The following is a 23,835-nucleotide window of genomic DNA, read 5'->3' on the forward strand; positions in this document are numbered from 1 at the left end:
ATAATTCGGCGCGCATGGATTCGCCGGTATCGCGGCCCGCCGCCAGCCAGTTGCGCGTGGCGGCGGGGCAGTATTCCGACCGCGGCCGCAAGCCGGCCAACCAGGACTTCCACGGCCTGTGCGTGCCGAATGAACCGCTGCTGGGCGCCAAGGGCGTGGCGGTGGCGCTGGCCGACGGCATCAGCAGCAGCGATGTCAGCCATATCGCCAGCGAGACGGCGGTGGCCAGTTTCCTGGAAGACTATTACTGCACCCCGGAAACCTGGTCGGTAAAGAAGTCGGCGCAACGCGTGCTGGCGGCGGCCAACGGCTGGCTGCACGCGCAAACCCGCCAAAGCCCGCATCGCCATGACCAGGACCGCGGCTATGTGTGCGCCATGAGCGTGCTGGTGCTGAAGTCCACCACCGCCCACATTCTGCACGTGGGCGATGCGCGCATCTACCGCGTGCGGGCGGGCGCGGTGGAACAACTGACCGAAGACCACCGGCTGTGGGTGTCACGCGACAAAAGTTACCTGAGCCGCGCGCTGGGCCTGTCGCCGCACCTGGAAGTGGATTACCACTCGCAGCGCGTCGAGATGGGCGATGTGTACGTGCTGGCCACCGACGGCGTGCACGAACACGTGGACGCCCAGGCCATGATCGAGGCCGTCACCATGCACGCGCGCGAGCTGGACCGCGCGGCCGAAGCCCTGGTGGATCTGGCCTACGCCTGCGGCAGCGAAGACAACCTGACCGTGCAGATTGTGCGCGTGGACGAACTGCCTTCGCCCGATGCCGGCGAGATGGCGCGGCAGGCCGGCGCGCTGCCCTGCCCGCCGCTGTTGCGGGACGGTGAAACATTCGACGGCTTCCGCATTGTCGAAGAAGTACATGCCAGCAGCCGTAGCCACGTCTACCGGGCCACCGACATCGAGTCCGGCGCCATGGTGGCGATCAAGATTCCGTCGCTGGACCTGCGCCACGACCCGGCCTACCTGGAACGCCTGCTGATCGAAGAATGGATTGCGCGGCGCATCGACAGCCGCCACGTGGCCAAAGCCTGGCCGCAGGCCCGTCCGCGCCATTACCTGTACACCGTAAGCGAGTACCTGGATGGTGTCACCCTGGCCCGCTGGATGGCCGAACACCCCGGCGCCCCGTTGGAGCAGGTTGTCGATATCGTCGAACAGGTCGCCAAGGGCCTGCAGGCGTTCCACCGCCAGGAAATGCTGCACCAGGATCTACGCCCGGAGAACATCCTGATCGATGCCGGCGGCACGGCGCGCATCATCGACTTCGGCTCGACCAAGGTGGCGGGCATCGCCGAAGTGGCACCGGCGGGCGACACGCCCCAGATGCTGGGCACGGCGCAGTATGCCGCGCCCGAGTACTTCCTGGGCGAGGCCGGCACCCCGGTATCCGATATCTATTCCCTGGGGGTGATTGCCTACCAGATGCTGACCGGCAGGCTGCCCTATGGGGCGGAAGTGGCCAAGACCCGCACCCGCGCCGCGCAGCGGCGGCTGCGATACGAGTCGGCGCTGGACGAACAGCGGCCCATTCCGGCCTGGATGGACAGCGTGCTGGGCAAGGCCGTGCACCCCGACCCGAAGGCGCGTTACCAGGAATTGTCCGAGTTCGTGTATGCGCTGCGCCACCCTCACAGCACCGACGCCGCGCATGCGCGCCAGCCCTTGCTGGAACGCAACCCGCTGGCATTCTGGAAAGGGTTATGCCTGTGCCTGGCCGTGGCCCTGATCTGGTTGCTGGTGTTTCGCCAGGGCCTGTGAACAGGCCCTGCAGGCCGGCGGATCAGTGCCGCGTCTGCTCGGCCGATTGATTATTGAGCAGCAACGCCCGCCCCGCGAACAGCCCGCCCGTGACTTCCATCTGGAAGCGTTCGGCGTCGCGCCGACGGATCTCGTCGGCGATTTCTTCGGACGCCTCGGGCGTTGCGCCCAAGGCCATGGTGGCCTGACGCCCCAGCACCATGGCCGATTCGAAGGTTTCGCGTACCTGGAAATCCACGTCGGCCTTGTGCAGCGCCAGCGCGTGTTCGCGGTCGAACGAGCGCGCCAGGATGCGCGAATGCGGGCACACCGCCTTGATGCGTTCCACCATCTGCGTCACGGTCGAGGTGCCGTTGGCGCATACCAGAATGGCCTGCGCGTTTTTCGCGCCCGCGGCATGCAGCACATCGGTGCGCGTGCCGTCGCCGTAATAGACCTTGAAGCCGAAGGTGGCTGCGCTGCGGATCATTTCGGGGTCGTTGTCGATGATGGTGATGTCGGCCCCCATGGCCAGCATGTGCTGGCTGGCAATCTGCCCCACCCGGCCGAAGCCGATGACCAGCGCGCGGCCGATCTGGTTGCTGGGGGCTTCCAGGCCTTCGGTGGACACGCCCGCGCGCGGCGCCCAGCGCTTGTGGGCCAGTACGGCCAGCGGCGTCAGCGCCATCGACAACACCACGATGGCCGTCATATTGGCGTTGATGACGGGGTCGATGACCCCATTGGCCAGCGCCCCGGCAAACAGCACGAAAGCGAACTCGCCGCCCTGCGCCATCAGCACGGCGCGGTCCAGCGCCTCGGCGGGCGAACTGCGCGCCAGGCGCGCGGTGCCATAGATGCACAGCGCCTTCACCGCCATCATCACCAATACGCCGGCCACGATCAGCGGGGCGTTGCGCGCCACCACGTCCAGGTCCAGCGACATGCCCACGCTCAGGAAGAACAGGCCCAGCAACAAGCCACGGAAGGGCTCCACGTCGGCTTCCAACTGATGGCGGAAGGTGGATTCGGACAACAGCACGCCCGCCAGGAAGGCGCCCATGGCCATCGACAGCCCGCCCCACTGCATCAGCAACGCCGACCCCAGCACCACCAGCAGGGCCGCCGCCGTCATGACCTCGCGCGCCTTCGCGCGCGCCAGCAGGCGGAACAGGGGGTTCAGCAGCCATATGCCGGCCACCACCAGGGCCGCCACGGCCCCCACGCCGATTCCCACGTCCAGCCAGCGCGACGCCGCGGTGGCGGTCTCGGCATGCCGCGCGCCTGGCGGCGCTATGAACGCCACCAGCGCCAGCAGGGGCACGATCAGCAGGTCTTCCAGCAGCAGGATGGAAACCATTTTCTGGCCGCGCGGCGTGGCAATGTCGCCGCGCTCGCCCAGCACCTGCATCACGATCGCCGTGGATGTCAGCACGAAGCCCATGGCGCAGATGAACGACACGGCCAGGGGAAAGCCGAAGGCCACGCCCACACCCGTGAGCAGCAGCCCGCACACCAGTACCTGCAGGCTGCCCAGCCCGAAGATCTCGCCGCGCAGCGCCCATAGGTGCGACGGCCGCATTTCCAGCCCGATAATGAACAGGAACATCACCACGCCGAGTTCGGCCGTGTGCAATATGGCCTGCGGGTCGCGGAACAGCCCCAGGCCGAATGGCCCGATGACCAGGCCGGCAGCCAGGTACCCCAGCACCGAACCCAGGCCCAGGCGCCGGAACAAGGGCACCGCCACCACCGCCGCGCCCAGCAACACCACGACCTTGGCGAGTTCGCCCGTGCCGCCATCTACCGCCATGAATTTCCCCGGTTACCCCGGCGAGTGCTGCCGGGTCAGTCGTCGGTAACCAGCCCGTGTTCGACGGCGTACACCGCCACCTGTACGCGGCTGGTCAGGTTGAGCTTCTTCAGAATATTCTGGACGTGGATTTTGACAGTGCTTTCGGCAATGTCCAACTGCCGCGCAATGACTTTGTTGCTGGCGCCGTGGGCCAGGCACTGCACGATCTCGCGTTCGCGCGCCGTCAGGCGGGTGCGTTCCCCGCCCCCGGCGCCGTTGGCACCCAGGTGGGTGGCCTGTTCGCGGAACCGGTCCACCAGCTTCGCCGTCATGTTGTCGGCAATGACGGGCTCGCCGGTGGCGGCACGCCGAATGGCAGCCTTCAGGGCTTCGGCATCGATATTCTTCACCAGATAACCGCGAGCGCCGTCGCGCAGGGCCTGGCTGAGTTCATCGGCTTCTTCGGACACCGTCAGGATGACCACCGCGCAGCCTGGCACGTCCTGCACCAGCAGCTGCAGGGTTTCCAGGCCGGACAGGCCCGGCATGTTCAGGTCCAGCAGCACCACGTCGGGCTGGAACTCTTTGGCCCGCTTGATGCCTTCCAGGCCGTCGGAGGCTTCCGCCACGATTTCGAAATCGGGCTGGCGCTGCAAGAGCAGCTTGATGCCGGAACGGAACAGGCTGTGGTCGTCGATGAGGAGAATACGGATTGCCATGAGAGAACGGAAACCTTCAGGCCGCCCGGCGTTCGGCGCCCGGCAGCAATAACTGCACGGTGGCGCCGGCCCCTGGCCGAGACGACAGTTTTATCACAGCGTTGAGCCGCGCGGCGCGTTCGCGCATGATGTGCAAACCCACGTGGTTCTCCCCCTGCTGCTCGACAGACTCGGGGTCATAACCCACGCCATCGTCGGAAATCTCCATTTCGAAATCCCTGTCGTTGCGCAACCGCACGCGTACGCGGCCGGCCTCGGCATGCTTGCGCACATTCGACAGGGCTTCCTGCAGGATGAACAGCACCTGCAGTTGCTGCTCGGGCGGCAAGGGACGGTCGGCGCCGTACTGCTGGTCCAGTTCAACCTCGATGCCCGTCTGGCGCTGGAAACGCTCGACCGCGACGCGGATGGCATCGGGAAGTTCACCTTGTTCGAGCTTGGTCCGGAAATTCACCAGCAGCTCGCGCACATCTTGATAGCTTTCTTCGACGCCCGTGCGCAGCAGGGGCACGATTTCTTCGATTTCCTGCTTATCGCCACGCGCCAGCGCATCGTCCAGCAATTGCAGCTGCAGCTTCAGGAAGTTCAGCCCCTGCGCAATACTGTCGTGCAACCCTTGCGCCATCAGGTTGCGCTCGCGCACCACCGCCAGCTGGCGCGCCTTGGCATCCAGGCGGCGGTTTTCCAGCGCCACCCCCAGGTGCTGGCCCAGGGTCTCCAGCAGCTGGGTTTCGGCGGGCGAGATCCGGGTAGGCTGATTGAAGTGCAGCGAGAACGACCCCAGCACTTCCTCGCGGGCCACGATGCGGAACACCGCCAGGCTGCGAAAACCCTCGTTGGCGCAGTGGAAGGATTCGATGGTGGTCAGCTTGCGAAAATCGCGCACGATCTGCGTGCCTTCCTGGGTAACAGTGCCGCAGTAGCACTGGTCGGCCCGCATGCAGCGTTCGGCTTCGGCCAGTTCTTCGGACAAGCCTTCGGACACCATCATGCTGAGCTTGTCGTCGGTGGGGTTCAGGGTGCGGATGGTGCCGCCGTTGGCCTTGAACTGCGTCATTACGCGCTGCAGGAACCCGCGGCAAACGGCCTCGATGCTATTGGGCTGATTCAGGAAAGCCGCCATATCGTACAGCGCGCCGATATCGCGGTTCTGGGCCTCGAGTTCCGCCGTCTTGCGGCGCACCCGGTTTTCCAGGCTGCGATACAGGCTTTCCAGTTTGTCGGCCATCAGGTTGAAGCCGTGGGCCAGCACACCGAACTCGTCGCGGCTTTCCACGGGCAGACGCGCGCTGAACTCGCCGGCGGTCATGCGCTGCAGCCCGTCGCGCAAACGCAGCACCGGCGAGATTATCCACAGGTACAGCAGATAGATCATCGCCAGCGTGCCGACGCAGCCTATTACCGTCAACACGCCTTGCGACAAGCGCAGCAGGGTGGTCTTGCCGGCATTGTCGGCTTCGATCATGCGCACCAGCTTGTCGGCTTCGGCCACGAAGCCGGGCAGGGCGTCCAGGTAGGGCCACAGGTTGGCGTCCCGCTGCGCCAGCGCCACGGCCGGCTTCATGCGCTGGTCCCAGAATGTGGTCACCACGTCCAGCTGGGCCCGTATGGCGGGATCCGCCGGCAGGAACAGCGGCCGCGCCGAATTGCCGCGCTCGAGCAGAGCCAGGGTTTCGTCCTGTTTGCGCACCAGTTCATCGGCCTGCTCCGCCCGCGCCGGAGCCGGCCGCATCAGTTCCACCGCCACATGGTTGGCCGTCATACGCAGGCTGCCGGTGTCGTTGATGGCGGCGCCCGCGCCCTCCAGGCCCCACGACAGCCACAGCGACCACGCCACCATGCTCAATACCACGGCCAATGCAATAAGCGAGCTGGTGATGATGCGCGTGGACAGGCGGTCGCGCAGGGAGGGCAGGCCGTCGGGGCCCACCGGGAATTCTGAAGAGTTCATGTCACGGCGCCAGCGAGTGGACATGAGCAGTGTAGCTTTTTTCATGGGTGCCGGACGGGTGCGGAACCGCGTCCGAGTAGGGTCAGGACATCGGCAGGAACGCGTCGGCGCGCGGAGAGTAAGCCAGCAAGGTGCCGGCATTCAGGTCGAAGTACCAGCCATGCAGGCTGAGGGCGCCGCGGTCCATTTGCCGCTTGACGCAGGCGAACGATTCCAGGTTGCGCAACGAGATCAGGATGGATGCCTGCTCGCACGCGCGGCGCTGCTCGGCCAGGCTGGCGTGCGGCAGTTGCCGCAGTACCTGCTCGCGCGCGGGTCCGGCGATATTGACCCAGCGGCCGATGTAGTCGCCCTCGCGATCGCCGTCGCCGGCCAGGCGCTGTTCCATCAATGCGCGGATCCCGCCACACTGGCTATGGCCCAGCACGATGATGCGGCCCACCTGCAATTGCTCCACGGCGAACTGGATGGCGGCCAGCACCCCTTGCTGCCCGCCCAGGTCTTCGGACAAGGGCACCAGATTGGCCACGTTGCGCACGGTGAAGATATCGCCGGGGTCGCAGCCCAGCAGCAATGCCGGATCCACCCGCGAGTCGCAGCAGCCGTTCAGCAGTGTGCCGGGGTTCTGGCCCCGGCACAGGTTGCGGAACAAGCCGGGCGCATCATCGAAATAATGCTGCTGGAAACGCTGGAACCCGCTGATAAAACGCTGCAAGTCCCCCGTACTGGTATTGGGCATTTTCTAACCCCCAGTCTGCGACATGAAGCGCACGATGCGTTCAGGGTGCGTGCGGAAGTCGTGCCGCTCGGGCTTGACGGCAATGGCGGCCGCGATAGACCGGGCCAACTGCGCATCGCTGGCGCCCTGGCGCAGCATGGCGCCCAGCGGCACGCTGTCGCGCTGGCCCAGGCACAGGTACAGGGTCCCATCGGCGCCCAACCGCACGCGGTTGCAGGTAGCGCAGAAATGCTGCGACATCGGGGTAATGACGCCCAGCAAGGGCGGGCCGCCATCGCGTCCCCAGTATCGCGCGGGCCCCGCACCCGCCGCCGCCAGGGCCGGTATCAAGGCATGGCGGGCCGCCAGGCGGCTGCCCAGTTGGGTCAGGTCGATGCCGGCCGCGCGCCTGCCGGTGTCGCCCACGGGCATGGGCTCGATCAATCTCAGTATGAAGCCCTGGCGGCCGGCATAGGCCAGCAGCCGGTCCAGGTCGGGCTCGGGCGTGCTGGCCTGCACCACGGCGTTGAGCTTGATGGGCGAGAACCCCGCGGCATGCGCGGCATCCAGCCCCCGCAGCACGTCGTCCAGGCAATCGCGGCCGGTAATACGCGCATAGGCGGCGGCGTCCAGCGTATCCAGGCTGACGTTCAGCCGGTTTACTCCCGCGGCGCGCAATTCGGCGGCGTGGCGCGCCAGGCGCGTGGCATTGGTGGACAACGACAGGTCTTGCAGGCCGGGCAGGGCCGCAAGCGCCCGCGCCAGCATGGGCACGCCGCCACGCGTCAGCGGCTCGCCGCCCGTCAGGCGCAGCTTGCGCACCCCCAGGCCCACGAAAATTCCCGCCAGCCGCGCCATTTCCGCGTGGCTGAGCCAGTGCGCGGGCGTATCGAAATGCCGGAAGCCGGCGGGCAGGCAATAGGTACAGCGCAGGTCGCAGCGATCGGTCACCGAGACGCGCAGGTAGTCGATGCGCCGCCCGTGGCCGTCGATCAGGGTGGAAACGCCCGCCATCGCCATCCCCTACTGCACCAGCAGCCCGTCGGCGCCTTCCAGTTCGATGCCTTCGATCCGGGCGCGGCCGACCAGCAGGCGCAGGTATTGTCGCCAGGCGGTATCGCGGCTGGCGGCGGCCAGTGCCTGGGCAATGCGCGGCGCCACGTCTTCATACGGCAGGCGATGGCCAGCCACGCATCGCGCGATACGCACGATATGCAGGCCATGGCGTGTCTCGACCAGGCGCGGCAGGATGCCCGTGGCCGCCTGGCCAAATACGGCGCGCTCGAATTCGGGAACCGTATCGCCACGTACCAGCTGCCCCAGGCTGCCGCCCACGGCAGCCGACGGGCAGTTCGACAGCGCGCGGGCGCGCTGTCCGAAACTTGCAGGGTCGGCCTGCACTTCCCGCAGCACCGCCTCCGCGCGTGCGCGCAAAAGCGCCAGATCGACGTCGGGCGTTACCTGGAAAAGAATGTGATCGGCTTCCACCAGTTCGCCCACGATGTAGCGGTGGGGGTGCATGTCGTAGTGGCGCCGGCAAGCGGCATCATCGGGTTGCGGCGCGCTGGCCTGCGTGGCGAGCAGCGCGTCGATGGCGGCCTCGTCGCTGTCGGCCTTCACGGCCAGGCGCCGCGCCTCATCCAGCAGCACCCGGCGCAGCACCAGGGCGGTGATGGCGCGCCGCTGCGGGTTCGGCGCATCGGCATGGCAGGACAGTTCGTTTTCCAGGTCGGCGTCGCTGAGTTCAACGCCATTGACGATGACAGGCATGTTCGTTCCTAGCCGCCGGCCAGGCCGGCGGCACGTGGTTCAGCGCGGCCGCACCAACTGCCAGGCCCGGCCCAGATAGCCAATCGAGGCAAAACCGCTCCAGACGTGAACCAGCCGGGTAAAGGGAAAGATCACGAACAGCGTCAGTCCCATGAACAGGTGCGCCTTGAACAGCGCGGGCGCGTCGGCGATATAACCGGCCGCATCGCCCTGGAAGGTGACGATGTGCTGGGCCCAGGTCATGAACAGCACCATCATGTGGCCGTCCATGTGGCCGGCCGACACCACAATAGTGGATAGCCCCAGGAGCAGCGTGACCAGCAGCCACAGCAACAGGATCTTGTCTCCCGTGCGCGTGACCCGGGCAATACGCGGGTGCGCCAGCCGGCGGTGCAGCAGGATCAGCAGGCCCGCCAGGCACAGCGTGCCCATGACCCCGCCCGCCGCCATGGCCACGGCCTGTTTCAGCGTATGCGACACACCCAGCGTGTCCCATACCACCACCGGCGTCAGCAGGCCCACCAGGTGGCCGAAGAACAACCCCAGTATGCCGATGTGGAACAGGATGTTGCCCAGGCGCAATTGGCCCCGGTACAGCATCTGCGAACTATCGCTCTTCCAGGTGTACTGCTCGCGCTCGAAGCGTGCCAGGCTGCCGAACAGGAAGATCGCGAGCGCAATATAGGGATAGATACCGAAAACGAACTGATGCAGGGTGTTCATAGCTAGGCTCGCGGTCTTATTGGTGGGCGCCAGGCATGCGCGGATGGAACTGCATGACGTGCGTGCCGGACGCCGCATGCGGCAGCAGTGGCTCTACGCCATCGGCGCCCACGCCGAAGGTTTCCATGGCTTCATCCATGTCGCGTATGGGCGGGTCGCTCTGTTCGCGCGGCACCACGGTGGTCAGGCCGCGCAGCACTGCAAACACTGTGGAATACGGGCTGCCGGAACGCGCCAGCCGGGCGCCGATGGCGGCCAGCACATGAATGGCCTCGTCCAGCAACAGGCCTGCTTGCGCGGGCTCGATCAGGCCCAGCAGTTCGAGAAACAGCGGGACATGGTCGGGCAGTTCGGCCGCTTGCGGCTCGAACCCGTGGCGTCGGTATTCTTGCAGAAGGTCTACCATGGCCTGTCCGCGATCGCGGCTTTCGCCATGAACGTGTTCGAACAAGTGCAGCGAATGCGACGGGTTGCGGTCAAAGGTGGCCACATAGTTTTCCTGCAAGGCGATCAGGCCATGCGCCTTCAGGAAGTCAGTCAGCGGCGACAGCTGGTCTTGCGTCTCGGGGAATGCTTCCAGCGCGCCGTCGATCTCGGGCATGGCATCGATAAGCGCCTGCTCGGGATAGGACAGCAGGGCGGAAAGAATGCGGTAGATATTCATGGTGTCGTCCCGTGCAATCAGCTCAGCGCCGCTTTCTTGCGCGACTTGGGCATCTCGATGAAGATCTCGCTGCCGCGCGGTTTCTTGCCGAACAAGGCGCCTTCAGACACCCCGCCCGAGCAGCCGTTGCCGAACGTGAACCCGCAGCTGCCTTTGTCGTTGAAGCTGTCTTCGACCATTTCCTTGTGGCTGGATGGCACCACGAAACGGTCTTCGTAGTTGGCAATGGCCAGGATGCGATACATGTCCTGCACCGTGGCGTGGTCCAGGCCTACATCCTGCAGGATGCTGTCATCGCGTTCGCCATGCACCGATTCGGCGCGCATATAGGCGCGCATGGCCAGCAGGCGCTCCAGGGCGTGCTGCACGGGTGTCTCGTCGCCAGCCGTCAGCAGGTTGGCCAGGTAGCGCATCGGGATCCGCAGCGTCGATACATCGGGGATCACGGCCGTCTGGCCGATGGTCTTGTGATGCATGTGGCCGGCCTCGGCGGCCGACTGGATCGGCGACAGCGGCGGTATGTACCACACCATGGGCAGAGTGCGGTATTCCGGATGCAGCGGGAAGGCGATCTTCCATTCGCAGGCCATTTTGTACACGGGCGACTGGCGCGCGGCCTGCAGCCACGATTCCGGAATTCCCTGGCGCCGCGCCTCGGCGATGACCTCGGGCGAATTCGGATCCAGGAACACATCCAGCTGGGCCTGGTACAGGTCTTGTTCGCTGGGGCTGGCGGCGGCCGATTCGATGCGGTCGGCGTCGTACAGCAGCACGCCCAGGTAGCGGATGCGGCCCACGCAGGTTTCCGAGCACACCGTGGGCTGGCCGGATTCGATGCGTGGATAACAGAAGGTGCATTTCTCGGCCTTGCCGCTTTGCCAGTTGTAGTACACCTTCTTATAGGGGCAGCCCGAGATGCACATGCGCCAGCCGCGGCACTTGTCCTGGTCGACCAGCACGATGCCGTCGTCTTCGCGCTTGTAGATGGAACCCGACGGGCAACTGGCCACGCAAGCCGGGTTCAGGCAATGTTCGCACAGGCGCGGCAGGTACATCATGAAAGTGTTCTCGAAGGTCGAGTACATCTCTTTCTGCACGCCTTCGAACAGCGCGTCGCGGCTGCGCGAACTGAATTCGCCGCCCAGGTCGTCTTCCCAGTTGGGGCCCCAATGGATCTTGTCCATTTTCTTGCCCGTCAGCACCGACACCGGGCGCGCGGTGGGCGGGGTCTGGCTCAGCGGCGCTTTCTGCAGGTGTTCGTAGTCGTAGGTGAAAGGCTCGTAATAGTCGTCGATGGCCGGCAGATTGGGGTTGGCGAACAAGTTGGCCAGTATCTTCAGCTTGCCGCCCTGGCGCGGCTCGAGCTTGCCGGCCGCGTTGCGTGTCCAGCCGCCGTTCCAGCGCGACTGGTTCTCCCATTCTTTGGGGTAGCCGATGCCGGGCTTGGTTTCCACGTTGTTGAACCAGGCGTATTCGACGCCATCGCGGCTGGTCCAGACGTTCTTGCAGGTAATGGAGCACGTATGGCAGCCGATGCACTTGTCCAGATTCAGCACCATACCGACTTGGGCACGGATTTTCATTTTCTGCTTCCTTCCTCGAACTGCGGCTGCGCCAGCGGGCCTTCCAGCCAATCCACTTTCTTCATTTTGCGCACTACTACGTATTCGTCGCGGTTGCTGCCCACGGTGCCGTAGTAGTTGAAACCATAGGCCTGCTGGGCGTAGCCCCCTATCATGTGGGTGGGCTTGAGCACCGCGCGCGTCACGGAATTGTGAATGCCGCCGCGCATGCCGCTGGTTTCGGCGCCTGGCACGTTGATTATCTTTTCCTGCGCGTGATACATCAGGCACATGCCCACCGGCACCCGCTGGCTGACCACCACGCGTGCTGTCAGGGTGCCGTTGACGTTGAACACTTCCACCCAGTCGTTGTCGACCAGCCCCGCCTGCTTGGCCTCGGTTTCGGATACCCAGATGTGCGGCCCGCCGCGGCTGAGCGTCAGCATGCGCAGGTTGTCGGTATAGGTGCTGTGAATGCCCCACTTCTGGTGCGGCGTGATCCAGTTCAGCACCAGTTCGCGTTCGCCGTTGGGATAACGCCCCAGCATCGGCGCAACCGTGCGCGTGTCGATGGGCGGCTTATACGCGCAGAATCCCTCGCCGAAGTCGAGCATCCAGCGGTGGTCTTGGTAGAACTGCTGGCGGCCGGTAAGGGTGCGCCATGGAATCAGTTCGTGCACATTGGTGTAGCCGGCGTTGTAGCTGACCTCTTCGCTTTCCAGCCCCGACCAGGTAGGCGCGGAGATGATCTTGCGCGGTTGCACCTGTATATCGCGGAAGCGGATCTTGTCGTGTTCGCGGCCCACGGCCAGGTGGGTATGGTCGCGCCCAGTGATCTTGCCCAGGGCCTCCCAGGCCTTGACCGATACGTGGCCGTTGGTTTCGGGCGCGAAAGTCAGGATCATCTCGGCGGCATCGATGGCGGTGTCCAGCCGCGGGCGGCCGGCACTAACGCCGTCATCGTCGACGCAGCGGTTCAAGGCACCCAGCTCGTGCACCTCGTGTTCGGTGTTCCAGTTGATGCCCTTGCCGCCATTGCCCAGTTTGTCCAGCAGCGGGCCCACCGACGTGAACTTTCGGTAGATGTCGTTGTAGTCGCGTTCCACCACCGTCATGGAAGGCGCGGTTTTACCCGGTACCAGGTCGCATTCGCCCAGCTTCCAGTCCTTGGGTTCGAACGCCTGGCCCAGTTCGCCCGGGGTATCGTGCAGCAGGGGGGTCAGCACCAGGTCTTTGCGCTTGCCCAGGTAGGGCCCACCGATGTCGCTGAACTTGCGCGCCAGCAGCTTGTAGATTTCCCAGTCGCTCTTGCTTTCCCACAGGGGCTGCACCGCCTCGGACAGGGGATGGATGAAGGGATGCATATCCGAGGTGTTCAGGTCGTCTTTCTCGTACCAGGTGGCCGTGGGCAGCACGATGTCGCCGTACAGGCAGGTAGTGCTCATGCGGAAATCAAGCACGGTAAGCAAATCCAGCTTGCCTTCGGCCGCCGGGCGGTAACGCACCTGCGCAGGCTTGATGGCATCGGCTTCGTCGCCGAACACCGCGTTCTGGGTACCCAGCAAATACTTCAGGAAGTATTCGTGGCCCTTGCCGCTGGAACCCAGGATGTTCGAGCGCCATACGAACATATTGCGGGGGAAGTTCGCGGGGTTGTCGGGGTCGTCGCAGCTCATGCCGAGCTCTCCGCTCTTGAGACGGGCGGCGGCGTACGCCACCGGATCCTGCCCGGCGGCCTCGGCCTGCGCCACCACATCCAGCGGGTTGGTTTCAAGCTGCGGCGCCGACGGCAGCCAGCCCATGCGTTCCGACTTGGCGTTCAGGTCGATCATGCTGAGCTGGCCGTAGCGTGCGGCATCGGCCGTGGGGCCCAGCACGTCGCTGACCGGCAGTTTCTCATGGCGCCACTGGCTGGTATGCGCATAAAAGAACGACGTGCCGTTCATCTGGCGCGGCGGGCGCGACCAGTCCAGGGCAAAAGCCAGCGGCGCCCAGCCGAACTGCGGACGCAATTTTTCCTGCCCCACGTAGTGGGCCCAGCCGCCGCCGCTTTTACCCACGCAGCCGCACATCATCAACAGGTTGATGATGCCGCGGTAGGTCATGTCCATGTGGTACCAGTGGTTCAGCGCGGCACCCACGATCACCATGGACTTGCCCTGCGTGTCATGCGCGTTCTGCGCGAACTCGCGGGCCACCTGGATGACCAGGTGGCGTGGAACGCTGGTGTGTTTTTCCTGCCATGCCGGCGTGTACGGGACATCGTCGTCGTACGAGGCCGCCACGTTTTCACCGCCCAGGCCGCGGTCGACCCCATAGCTGGCCATTTGCAGGTCGTACACGGTAGCCACGCAGGCCTGGCTGCCATCGGCCAAGGTAATGCGGCGCACCGGCACGTTGCGCACCAGCACGCTGCCGTGTTCGCCGCCGAAATACGGAAAGCCCACGCCCGCCACGGCGTCGTGGCTGTCGATCAGGCTGAGGGTGGGATCGATGGCCCGGCCGCTGCCGCCATCGCGCGCTTCCAGATTCCAGCGGCCCACTTTCGCGCCGCCGTCCACAGAGGCTTCGCCCCAGCGGAAACCGATGCTGCCGTTGGGCGCGACCAGTTCGCCGCTGGCATCGACCACCAGGGTTTTCCAGTCGGGGTTGTTTTCCTGGCCCAGCGAACCCACCAGTTGCGACGCGCGCAGGAAGTGGTCGGGCACCAGGCAGCCATTCTGTTCTTTCAACTGCACCAGCATGGGCATGTCGGTGTAGCGCTTGGCGTAGTCGCGGAAGTAGCCGGATGTACCGCCGTGGTGGAATTCTTTCAGCACCACGTGGCCCATGGCCAACGCCAGGGCAGCGTCGGTACCCTGCTTGGGTGCCAGCCAGATATCGCCAAACTTGACCATTTCGCCGAAGTCGCTGGACACCGCCACGGTCTTGGTACCCTTGTAGCGCACTTCGGTATAGAAGTGCGCGTCGGGCGTGCGGGTTTGCGGTACGTTTGAGCCCCACACCATCAGGTACGTGGAGTTGTACCAATCGGCGGATTCCGGAACGTCGGTTTGTTCGCCCCAGACTTGCGGGCTGGCTGGCGGCAGGTCGCAATACCAGTCGTAGAAGCTCAGGCACGCCCCGCCCAGCAGGCTCAGGTAACGGGCACCGGCCGCGTAGCTGACCATGGACATGGCGGGAATGGGCGAGAACCCGATGACGCGGTCCGGCCCATACTGCTTGATCGTGTAGGCATTGGCCGCCGCAATGATTTCCGTGGCGGTATCCCAGTCGGCGCGCACGAAACCGCCCTGGCCGCGCACGGATTTGTAATGCCGGGCCTTGGCCGGATCCTGGCTGATGGATTCCCACGCGGCAATCGGGTCCAGCGTCTTGCGGGCTTCGCGCCACATTTCCATCAGGCGGCCACGGATCATCGGGTACTTGACGCGCTGGGCCGAGTACACGTACCAGCTGTACGATGCACCGCGCGGACAGCCGCGGGGTTCGTGGTTGGGAAGGTCGGGACGCGTGCGCGGGTAGTCGGTTTGCTGGGTTTCCCAGGTGATCAGGCCATTCTTGACATACACCTTCCACGAGCATGAACCCGTGCAATTCACGCCGTGCGTCGAGCGCACCACCTTGTCGTGCTGCCAGCGTCCGCGATAGGCGTTTTCCCAGCTGCGGTCTTCGTTCACCACTTCGCCATGGTCGCCGGAAAAGGTGGATTTCACCCGCGACATGAATTTCAGCCGGTCCAGGAAGTGACTCATTATTTTCTCCGTGTACGCCGGCGGCGCCGGCGTGGTCTAGCTATCACTGTATTGATGTACGGGCCGGCCTACTATTCATCACTGGTAGAGGACCGCCGCGCCATGCGCACTAGTGCGCATGTGCCGAAGTGACTAGTTACTGCAGGGGCTCAGCACGGCACCGGCGCGTTGCGGCGCGCATAAAACCACCAGGTGACGCACAAGCAACTGACGTAGAACGCGATGAAGCAGTACAGCGCCGCGGCCACGCTTCCCGTCATTTCGAATGAAGTGCCGAAGCTGCGCGGGATGAAGAAACCGCCGTACGCGCCAATGGCGCCCGAAAAGCCCAGCACCGCGGCCGATTCCTTGCCCGCGTCGATCAGGGCCTGTTTCTCGGCCTGTTCACCGCGGCCGCGCGCCGCCTGCGTACGCTCGTGCAGGAAGATCACGGGAATCATGCGGAAAGTCGAACCGTTGCCCAGGCCAGTCAGGGCGAACAGCACGATGAACATCGCCAGAAAGCCTTCGAAGTTGCCTGCGCTGCCAGGGCCGGGCACGAAGACCAGCAGGGCCGCCACGGCGGCGATCATGGCGGCGAACACCAGCAGCGTGACCCGCGCACCGCCCAGCTTGTCGGAAATCCAGCCGCCCAGCGGGCGGGTCAGCGAACCCACCAGCGGCCCCAGGAAAGCGTAGGTAATGGGATTGACGTCGGGAAACAGGGTCTTGGTCAGCATGGCGAAGCCTGCCGAGAACCCGATGAAAGAGCCGAAGGTGCCGACGTACAGCCAGCACATCAGCCAGTTGTGCTTGCGCTTGAATATGATGGCCTGGTCGGCGAACGACGCCTTCGCGTCGGCAATGTCGTTCATGCCGAACCACGACGCGATCGTCGCGGCCAGGATAATGGGCACCCAGATGAAGCCCGCGTTCTGCAGCCATAGCTGGTGTTCCACACCATCCACCATCAGCAGCTGGGGCGCGCCGCCCAGCGGCCCGAACACACCCACCGTGATGATCACCGGTACCACGAACTGCACCAGCGATACACCCAGGTTGCCGATGCCGGCATTCATTCCCGTGGCGAAACCTTTCTTGGCCTTGGGGTAGAAGAAGCTGATGTTGGCCATGCTGGAACTGAAGTTGCCACCACCAAAACCGCACAGCAGCGCCAGCACCAGCAAGGTGGGGTATGAGGTGTTGGGATCTTGCAGCGCATAACCCATGCCCACGGCTGGAATCAGCAGCGTGGCGGTGGAAATGGCCGTCCAGCGCCGCCCGCCGAACACAGGCACCAGAAACGAATAGAAGATGCGCAAGGTTGCGCCCGACAGCGCGGGCAGGGCTGTCAGCCAGAACATCTGGTTCTTGGTGAGCTGGAAGCCGACCTGGTCCAGGTTGACCACCACCACGCTCCACAGCATCCAGATGGCAAACGCCAGGCTGAGCGCGGGGATGGATAGCCAAAGGTTGCGATTGGCGATGCGGGCTCCGGTGTCGCGCCAGAACTTCTGGTTCTCCGGCTCCCAGCGGGTCAGTACATAGCTGGACATGTTGGTCTCGCAGTCGAAAAGCCGGACGCCGACGCGTCCGGCGGGATAATGTGAATGGGTGTCAGGCCGCTTGTTGCGCCATGCGCAGGGCAGTGGGGCGGAAGCTGTAGTGCATCCAGATGAGCGACACGCATACCGTGCCGTACATCAGCATGAAGGCGCTGGAACGCACGCCGGTGAGGTCGAGCAAGACGCCGAACAGAATGGGCAGCACGAACCCGCCCAGGCCGCCAGCCAGGCCGACAATGCCGGACACGGCACCGATGTTTTCGCCAAACTCATCCGAGATGAACTTGAACACCGAGGCCTTGCCCACCGCCATGGCGATACCCACCACGAACAGCAGAATCGTGAACAGGGTGGGGCCTATCGTCAGCGCGAATTCACGCGGACCGGTGTCGGTCTGGATGATGAAATGGGTTTGCGGATAACTGAGAATAAAGAACGCTACCCAGCACACCCACATCACCCACCAGGTGGTGCGGTAGGCGCCGGCCTTGTCGGATATCCACCCGCCCACAGCGCGCAGTACGCCGCCCGGCAGCGAGAAGCACGCCGCCAGCAGCGCAGCCACTTTCATGTCGAAACCGTATTCGCCCACGTAGTACTTCGTCATCCAGAGCGCCAGCGCGACATAACCGCCGAACACCACCGAGTAGTACTGGCAGTAGCGCCACACGCGCGGATCGCGCAGCATGGCCAACTGCGCCTTCAGGCTGGCGCCCCCGCGCACTTGGTGGGCCGGGTTGGTTGCCGAGATCATCCAGAACAGCAGGGCCGTTGCCAGCAGGGCCACGGCGTATACCTTGGGCACGATGATCCAGGCGCCGCCCGCGGCGGCAATGAGCGCCGGCGCAACGAACTTGGTTACGGCCGACCCGGAGTTGCCGGCGCCGAAAATGCCCATGGCCAGGCCCTGGCGGTGGCGGGGAAACCAGCGCGCCACGTATGGCGTGCCCACCGAGAACGACCCGCCCGCCAGGCCGATGAACAAGCCCAGCACCAGGAACTGCCAGTACTGCGTGGCGTACGCCAGCAGCCACACGGCAGGCACCGACACCAGCATCAGCAGGAAGAACACGACGCGGCCGCCGTAGCGGTCGGTCCAGATGCCCAGCGGCACGCGCACTAGCGACCCGCTCAGTACCGGCATGGCGGCCAGCAGGCCGAATTCGGTTTCCGACAGGCCCAGTTGCGCCTTGATGGGAATGCCGAGCACGGCAAAAATCATCCATACCGCGAAGCAGATCGTGAAAGCAAAAGTGCTGGAGATCAGGACACGGGTCGCGGTACCCGTTGAATTAGGCTGTGCCATGGTGGACTCACGTATGTCATTGGACATGCGCCCACAATAGGCAGTCGTTCATCGCCCGGCTATTCGCCGACAGTACAGCCTGGTCGCGGCATTGTGACTAGTCCTTCCGGCAAGCGGCGGGTATGCTCGGGCAGGCAGCGTTCTCAACCCCTATTGGCAGGAACTCTTCATGAGCACGACCCCCAACGAACCGGACGCCGTGGTGGCGTTCTGGCGCGATGCCGGCATGGACAGCTGGTTCAAGAAAGACGAGGCTTTCGATCGCGGGTTTCGTGACCGCTACCTGGACCTGCACATGGCCGCGGCGCGGCGCGAACTGGACCACTGGGAAGACACCGCCTACGGCACGCTGGCCTTGTTGATTCTGCTGGATCAGTTGCCCCGCAATGCCTTCCGGGGCACGGGGCACATGTACGCCACCGATCCCTTGGCGCGTTATTTCGCGCGGCGCATGATCCAGGCCGGTCGCGATGCCGATATCGAAAGCCAGTTGCGGGTGTTCTGCTATTTACCGCTGTCGCACTCCGAGAACGCTGACGACCAGCGTCAATCCGTGGCGCTGCACCGGGCGCTGGGCGAGCCCTGGCTGTATCACGCCGTGGATCACCAGCGCATCGTCGAGCGCTTCGGCCGCTTTCCCCATCGCAATGCCTTGCTGGGGCGGCAAACCAGCCCTGACGAGCAGGCCTTCCTGGACGAAGGCGGCTTTGCCGGCTGATTATTCGCCCGGTTCGGTGGCGGCTTCGCGCCGCAGCAATTCCAGTTTGCGCTCGACACCCCACCGATAGCCTGATATGTCGCCGTCACGCCTGACAATGCGATGGCAGGGAATGGCCACCGCCAACGGATTGGCACCGCAGGCCTGGGCCACGGCGCGCACGGCCCGCGGCGCGCCGATGCGGTTGGCGATGTCGGCGTAACTGACTGTGGCGCCAGCAGGCACCTCGCGCAGCGCCTGCCAGACGCGCTGCTGGAACGCGGTGCCGCGCACGTCCAGCGGCAGGTTCAGCCCCAGCGCCGGCGCTTCCACGAAACCCACTACCTGGGCAACCTGCTGCTCGAAACCCGAATCCGCCGCGCGCAGCCGCGCCTTGGGAAAACGGTCTTGCAGGGCCTGCACCAATTGATCGGGGTCATCTCCCAGCGAAATGGCGCATATTCCTGTTTCGCTGCGCGCCACCAGAATCGCTCCCAGCGCGCACTGAGCCACCGCAAACTGGATATCCACATTGCGCCCGCCAGCACGATAGTCGCGCGGCTGCATGCCCAGCAGGCCGGCCGATGCTTCATAAAAGCGGCTATTGGAGTTGAACCCGGCGTCATAGATTGCCTGGGTCACGGTCTGGGCTTCACCCAGCTCGTTGCGCAGGCGCGCCGCGCGATGCGCATCGGCGTAGGCCTTGGGTGTCAGCCCCGTTTCGGCCTTGAACACGCGATGAAAATGAAATGCGCTGAGGCCGGCCTGGCCGGCCAACTCGTCCAGGGTGGGCGGGGTTTCCGCCTGCTCTATCCGGCGGCATGCCTGTTCCACCAACTGGGCCCGGCGCGCCGCCGCGCTGCTGCGGTCCGCCGCCGGCCGCCGGCTGGCGCGATAACCGGCGGCTTCGGCCGCTGCCGCGGTATCAAAGAATTCCACGTTCTCGCGGCGCGGCAGGCGGGCTGAACTGCTGGGCCGGCAATATACGCCTGTCGTGCGCACACCGTAGACGAAATGTCCGTCAGCTTGCGCATCGCGCAGGCATACCGCCAGCCAGCGGGCATCTTCTGTGGCGTAGTTGGCGGTATCAGGCACGGGCGACCCGGAATGGGCAAGAATCATGGCGGCTTCCGCGGAGTATCGACCAGTCCAATGTAGTACGGAATTCAAGCGCAAGAACTCTGTCTCTTGCGCTTGAATTCCGTCACGGCCCCTACCGGCCCGAGGCATATTGAAGTAAGTATTCACCCTCATAAATGAAGCCGCATCCCACCCCAAACCCGCCTGTGGATAACCTCTAAGTAGCGGCACTGTGCACAGGATGTGGAGCCAAGTTGAACAAACCCGGTTTTCAAGGTTGCCAAAAAAGTTGTTCAAGTCAGTCCAGTTATCCACACAGACGTCTTGCACAGCCAAAAATCCCGCCAAGCAAATGAATTCGTTGGGCTTTTTTGAGTTGATGCAGTTGTCCACAGGCTCTATTAATCATTAGTCTTTATATATAGAAGAAAAGAAGAGAAAAAACAGTTCTGCCCTACCAGCGCCCCGCCAATGCCAAAATCCTGGTCATGCGTATCCTGCTTATAGAAGACGAAGCCGAACTGGCAAGATGGCTGTCGCGCAGCCTGGCCCGGCACGCCGGCTTTGTGGTGGAATGGGCCGACGACGGCCTGTTGGCCGAGCGCCGCCTGGCCATGGAAGAATTCGATGCGGTGATCCTGGACCTGGGCTTGCCCGGAATGGACGGCCATACCCTGCTGTCCAGGATCCGGGCACGCGACGACCGTACCCCGGTGCTGGTACTGACCGCGCGCGATTCCCTGGCCGAAAGAGTGGGCACGCTGCACGAAGGCGCCGATGACTTTTTGCCCAAGCCATTCGTGCTGGAAGAGCTGGAGGCCAGGTTGACAGCCTTGATCCGCCGCAGCCGGGGACGCGAGCATCCCCGCCTGGCGCTGGGCCACCTGATGCTGGATACGTCTGCGCAACGTTTCACCGTCCATGGGCAGCCCTTGCAGCTTTCCCCCCGAGAACATGCTGTACTGCGCGTACTTATCCAACGCAGCGGCGAACCCATGACCAAGCAGCAGATTCTCGACCGCATCCAGACCGATGATTCGGATGTCAACCTGGAAGCCGTCGAAGTCCTTGTCCACCGGCTGCGCAAAAAACTGGCAGACACGGGCGTGCAGATCGTCACGCTGCGCGGTATGGGCTATTGCCTGGAGGCTATTCTTGGGCAATAGCCAGGCCAGGCCGCCAGGGCGGGCGCGCCATCGGAAACTCAGGTCGCTGCTGCTCTGGTGGCTGATTCCCGCCCTGGTCTGCATCATGCTGGCGGCGCTGTGGCTATCCAACCACCAGTTGCGCAACCAGGTGGATACGGCGTACGACCGTTCTCTCCTGGGCGCCCTGCGTTCCATCGACCACAACATATCCACAGCCAGCGGCGGCCTGGCCATGGAGCAGCCGTATCTGATGCTGGAGTTTTTTGAACTCACGGCCAACGGCAGTGTGTATTACCGGGTGGCCACTGAAGACGGGCTGGCCGAAATAGGCAGCCCCGGCCTGCCCCTGCCGGACAAGCCCCTGATTTCGGGGCAACCCCAGTTCTTCTATGCCGAATACCAGGGAGTTCCCCTGCGGGTGGGCGCCATGGCGCGTCCCATGGATCCGCCGCTGTACAACGACGTGGGCGGCCGGGTGGTGGTGCAGGTGGCGGAGACCCTGGAATCGCGCCAGGACTTTCTCCACAGGGCGCTGCTGCGCTCCGTGGAACGCGATATCGTGGTGATTCTCATCGTGGTGCTGGTCGTGGTGTGGAGCGTATTCATGGCGGTCCGTCCCCTGGAACGGCTGCGCCGCGAAGTCGAGCGGCGCCCGGTGGACGATTTAAGCCCCATAGACGCGCCAGACATCCCCAGGGAGGTCACCCCCTTGGTGGACGCCGTAAATCTCCATACGGCGCGTTTTGCGGCCCAGGCGAGGCTGCAGCGGCAGTTCCTGGACGATGCCTCGCACCAGTTGCGCACGCCGTTGTCTGTTTTGCGTACGCAAACGGCCTACGCCTTGCGCGAATCCGACCCCCAGGAAGTCCGGCAGGTTTTGCAGGCCATGCAAGAGGGGCTGGACCGCGCGGTACGCACCACCAACCAGATGCTGGCGCTGGCGCGCGCCAAGGATGCGTCGCTGACCGAAGGCGGGCTGGCATCCGAGCGGGTCGACCTTGCCGAGGTGGCGCAGGGGGTTATACGCAGCCTGCTGCCGGCCGCCCGTGCCCGCCAGCTAGACCTGGGCCTCGAGGCTTCCAGCCTGCCGGTATGCATCCAGGGCGTCGACTGGTTATTGCGCGAAGCCCTCAGCAACCTGGTGGATAACGCCATTCGCTATACGGCGCCCGCCAGCCAGGTCACGGTGCGCGTCTACGGCGACGAGCGCCATGCCCGGGTCACCGTGGAAGACAGCGGCCCGGGCATGCCGGCCGAGGACATCGCCCGGGCCAGCGTCCGGTTCCGCCGCGGCGCGGCCGGCAAGAACAAGCCGGGCGCCGGACTGGGCCTGGCCATCGTCGGCACTATCGTCGAAATCCATGGCGGCACGATGGTGCTGGAAAACCGCAGCCCCGCGCCGGGCTTGCGTGCGGCATTGGTGTTTACCCTTAATTCCTTCCCGAATGCTGCATCGCGGCACGAAATCGCCGGAATCTGAAAGGTTCCGGAAAGCCTGGGTTCGGTACGGTTCGATCCGTTGGCCAGGTGCACGCATCGTGCGTGATCCGGTCCGCCTAATACGACATCTAAAAAGCGATTCACGGAGACCGCAAGATGCATACCCTTCTGAAAGCCCGCCTGGCGGCGGTTGTAGGCGCATGTGCGCTGTTCATGGGCATGGCCGCACAGGCCGCCGAAGAACCGCGCCGGCCCGAATGCATTGCACCCGCACAGCCTGGCGGCGGATTCGACCTGACCTGCCGGCTGGCCACCGAAGGCCTGAAGCAAAGCGGCGCCTTGAAAGAACCGATGCGCATCGTGTACATGCCGGGCGGCATCGGCGCCGTGGCATACAACAACGTGGTGGCCCAGCATCCTGACGAGCCCGGCACCATCGTGGCGTTCTCGGGCGGGTCGCTGTTGAACCTGGCGCAGGGCAAGTTCGGCAAGTACAACGTCAACGACGTGCGCTGGCTGGCCGGCATCGGCACCGATTACGGCGTGGCCGTGGTGCGCAACGATTCGCCCTATACCGACCTGAAAAGCCTAATGGAGGCCTTCAAGCAGGATCCCACCAAGATCGTGTTGGGTGCAGGCGGCACGGTGGGCAGCCAGGACTGGATGAAGGCCGCCCTGACGGCCAAGGCGGCCGGCGTAGATTTCCGCAAGATGCGCTTTGTGGCGTTCGAAGGCGGTGGCGAAGCCGTGACGGCGTTGCGCGGCGGCCATATCCAGGCCTACATGGGCGATGCCGCCGAGGCATTCACCATGCTGGAAGGCGGCGCGCCCATCCGCGTGCTGGCGGTGTTCAATAGCGAACGCCTGCCGGGCAAGCTGAATTCGGTGCCCACCGCGAAGGAACAGGGCTACGACATCGACTGGCCCATCATCCGCGGCTTCTACGTAGGCCCCAAAGTGTCCGACAAAGACTACCAATTCTGGGTAGATGCGTTCAACAAGACCATGGCCTCCCCCGAATACGCCAAGTTGCGCGAGCAGCAGGGGTTGTTCCCGTTCAATAAAACGGGCGCCGAACTGGACGCCTACGTGAAGGAACGTGTGCAGAAGTACTACGAACTGGCCGACAGCTTCGGACTGGTCAAGAAATAAGCAGGGGGCGGCGCGTTCCGCCCGCCCTGTTTCCACGCCGTACGCGCTGCCGGCCGCCAT

18 protein-coding genes are annotated in these 23,835 nt (G+C 64.5%); 5 read left to right on the forward strand and 13 right to left on the reverse strand.

The genetic code is table 11. The features are described 5' to 3' along the window. Positions 1–14: 14 nt before the first annotated feature. Positions 15–1,772, forward strand: a complete 1,758-nt coding sequence (locus LPZ50_RS00770; RefSeq protein WP_230656518.1) for a bifunctional protein-serine/threonine kinase/phosphatase — start codon at positions 15–17, stop codon at positions 1,770–1,772. A gap of 22 nt (positions 1,773–1,794) precedes the next feature. Here the strand turns inward: LPZ50_RS00770 and LPZ50_RS00775 are convergent, their stop codons facing one another. The 12 genes from LPZ50_RS00775 to LPZ50_RS00830 all read right to left on the reverse strand — a co-directional run bounded on the left by LPZ50_RS00775 (position 1,795) and on the right by LPZ50_RS00830 (position 18,258). After that, complete coding sequence (locus LPZ50_RS00775; protein ID WP_230656520.1) at positions 1,795–3,564, reverse strand: monovalent cation:proton antiporter-2 (CPA2) family protein; 1,770 nt, start codon at positions 3,562–3,564, stop codon at positions 1,795–1,797. 35 nt (positions 3,565–3,599) lie between these two features. Next, positions 3,600–4,265 (reverse strand): response regulator, encoded by a 666-nt coding sequence (locus tag LPZ50_RS00780; RefSeq protein WP_230656523.1) that lies wholly within the window; start codon positions 4,263–4,265, stop codon positions 3,600–3,602. A 16-nt stretch (positions 4,266–4,281) separates the two neighbouring features. Beyond that, the gene (locus tag LPZ50_RS00785; protein ID WP_230656526.1) at positions 4,282–6,216 is read right to left on the reverse strand and encodes a type IV pili methyl-accepting chemotaxis transducer N-terminal domain-containing protein; all 1,935 of its coding nucleotides are present in this window, start codon (positions 6,214–6,216) and stop codon (positions 4,282–4,284) included. 82 nt (positions 6,217–6,298) lie between these two features. After that, the gene (locus tag LPZ50_RS00790; protein ID WP_230656529.1) at positions 6,299–6,955 is read right to left on the reverse strand and encodes a carbonic anhydrase; all 657 of its coding nucleotides are present in this window, start codon (positions 6,953–6,955) and stop codon (positions 6,299–6,301) included. 3 nt (positions 6,956–6,958) lie between these two features. Next, entirely contained in the window at positions 6,959–7,948 is a 990-nt protein-coding gene (gene moaA / locus LPZ50_RS00795) for a GTP 3',8-cyclase MoaA (RefSeq protein WP_230656531.1), read from the reverse strand. 9 nt (positions 7,949–7,957) lie between these two features. Continuing rightward, positions 7,958–8,704: a peptidylprolyl isomerase gene (locus LPZ50_RS00800; protein WP_230656533.1), complete on the reverse strand. Its 747-nt coding sequence runs from the start codon at positions 8,702–8,704 to the stop codon at positions 7,958–7,960. 39 nt (positions 8,705–8,743) lie between these two features. Beyond that, positions 8,744–9,427, reverse strand: coding sequence for a respiratory nitrate reductase subunit gamma (narI, locus tag LPZ50_RS00805; RefSeq protein ID WP_230656535.1), 684 nt, complete (start codon positions 9,425–9,427; stop codon positions 8,744–8,746). A 16-nt stretch (positions 9,428–9,443) separates the two neighbouring features. Beyond that, complete coding sequence (narJ, locus tag LPZ50_RS00810; protein ID WP_230656538.1) at positions 9,444–10,091, reverse strand: nitrate reductase molybdenum cofactor assembly chaperone; 648 nt, start codon at positions 10,089–10,091, stop codon at positions 9,444–9,446. Positions 10,092–10,108: 17 nt separating this feature from the next. Then, positions 10,109–11,674, reverse strand: a complete 1,566-nt coding sequence (gene narH / locus LPZ50_RS00815; RefSeq protein ID WP_230656541.1) for a nitrate reductase subunit beta — start codon at positions 11,672–11,674, stop codon at positions 10,109–10,111. Further along, positions 11,671–15,408 (reverse strand): nitrate reductase subunit alpha, encoded by a 3,738-nt coding sequence (locus LPZ50_RS00820; RefSeq protein WP_230656545.1) that lies wholly within the window; start codon positions 15,406–15,408, stop codon positions 11,671–11,673. The genes narH and LPZ50_RS00820 overlap by 4 nt, the downstream gene beginning before the upstream one ends. Positions 15,409–15,557: 149 nt before the next feature. Further along, positions 15,558–16,943: a NarK family nitrate/nitrite MFS transporter gene (locus tag LPZ50_RS00825; RefSeq protein WP_230656548.1), complete on the reverse strand. Its 1,386-nt coding sequence runs from the start codon at positions 16,941–16,943 to the stop codon at positions 15,558–15,560. A gap of 61 nt (positions 16,944–17,004) precedes the next feature. Beyond that, a complete protein-coding gene (locus LPZ50_RS00830; protein ID WP_230656551.1) occupies positions 17,005–18,258 on the reverse strand; it encodes an MFS transporter in 1,254 nt (417 codons plus the stop codon). Between the two features lie 169 nt (positions 18,259–18,427). On the opposite strand from LPZ50_RS00830, the gene LPZ50_RS00835 reads away from it, so the two are divergent. Then, the gene (locus tag LPZ50_RS00835) at positions 18,428–18,976 is read left to right on the forward strand and encodes a DUF924 family protein (protein ID WP_230656553.1); all 549 of its coding nucleotides are present in this window, start codon (positions 18,428–18,430) and stop codon (positions 18,974–18,976) included. Here the strand turns inward: LPZ50_RS00835 and ada are convergent, their stop codons facing one another. Beyond that, positions 18,977–20,077 (reverse strand): bifunctional DNA-binding transcriptional regulator/O6-methylguanine-DNA methyltransferase Ada, encoded by a 1,101-nt coding sequence (gene ada, locus LPZ50_RS00840; RefSeq protein WP_230656555.1) that lies wholly within the window; start codon positions 20,075–20,077, stop codon positions 18,977–18,979. A gap of 446 nt (positions 20,078–20,523) precedes the next feature. Between ada and LPZ50_RS00845 the strand changes: the two genes are divergently transcribed. The 3 genes from LPZ50_RS00845 to LPZ50_RS00855 all read left to right on the forward strand — a co-directional run bounded on the left by LPZ50_RS00845 (position 20,524) and on the right by LPZ50_RS00855 (position 23,775). Then, a complete protein-coding gene (locus LPZ50_RS00845; RefSeq protein ID WP_230656557.1) occupies positions 20,524–21,201 on the forward strand; it encodes a response regulator in 678 nt (225 codons plus the stop codon). A gap of 46 nt (positions 21,202–21,247) precedes the next feature. After that, on the forward strand, positions 21,248–22,663 hold the full coding sequence (locus tag LPZ50_RS00850) for a sensor histidine kinase (protein ID WP_230656579.1): 1,416 nt from the start codon (positions 21,248–21,250) through the stop codon (positions 22,661–22,663). A gap of 116 nt (positions 22,664–22,779) precedes the next feature. Further along, positions 22,780–23,775 carry a Bug family tripartite tricarboxylate transporter substrate binding protein gene (locus tag LPZ50_RS00855; RefSeq protein ID WP_230656559.1) on the forward strand — a complete coding sequence of 332 codons (996 nt, stop codon included), beginning with the start codon at positions 22,780–22,782 and terminating at the stop codon, positions 23,773–23,775. The last annotated feature ends 60 nt before the right edge of the window (positions 23,776–23,835 follow it).

This window comes from Bordetella petrii (genome assembly GCF_020991325.1).
In the GTDB taxonomy this organism is placed as follows: Bacteria; Pseudomonadota; Gammaproteobacteria; order Burkholderiales; family Burkholderiaceae_B; genus Bordetella_A; species Bordetella_A petrii_E.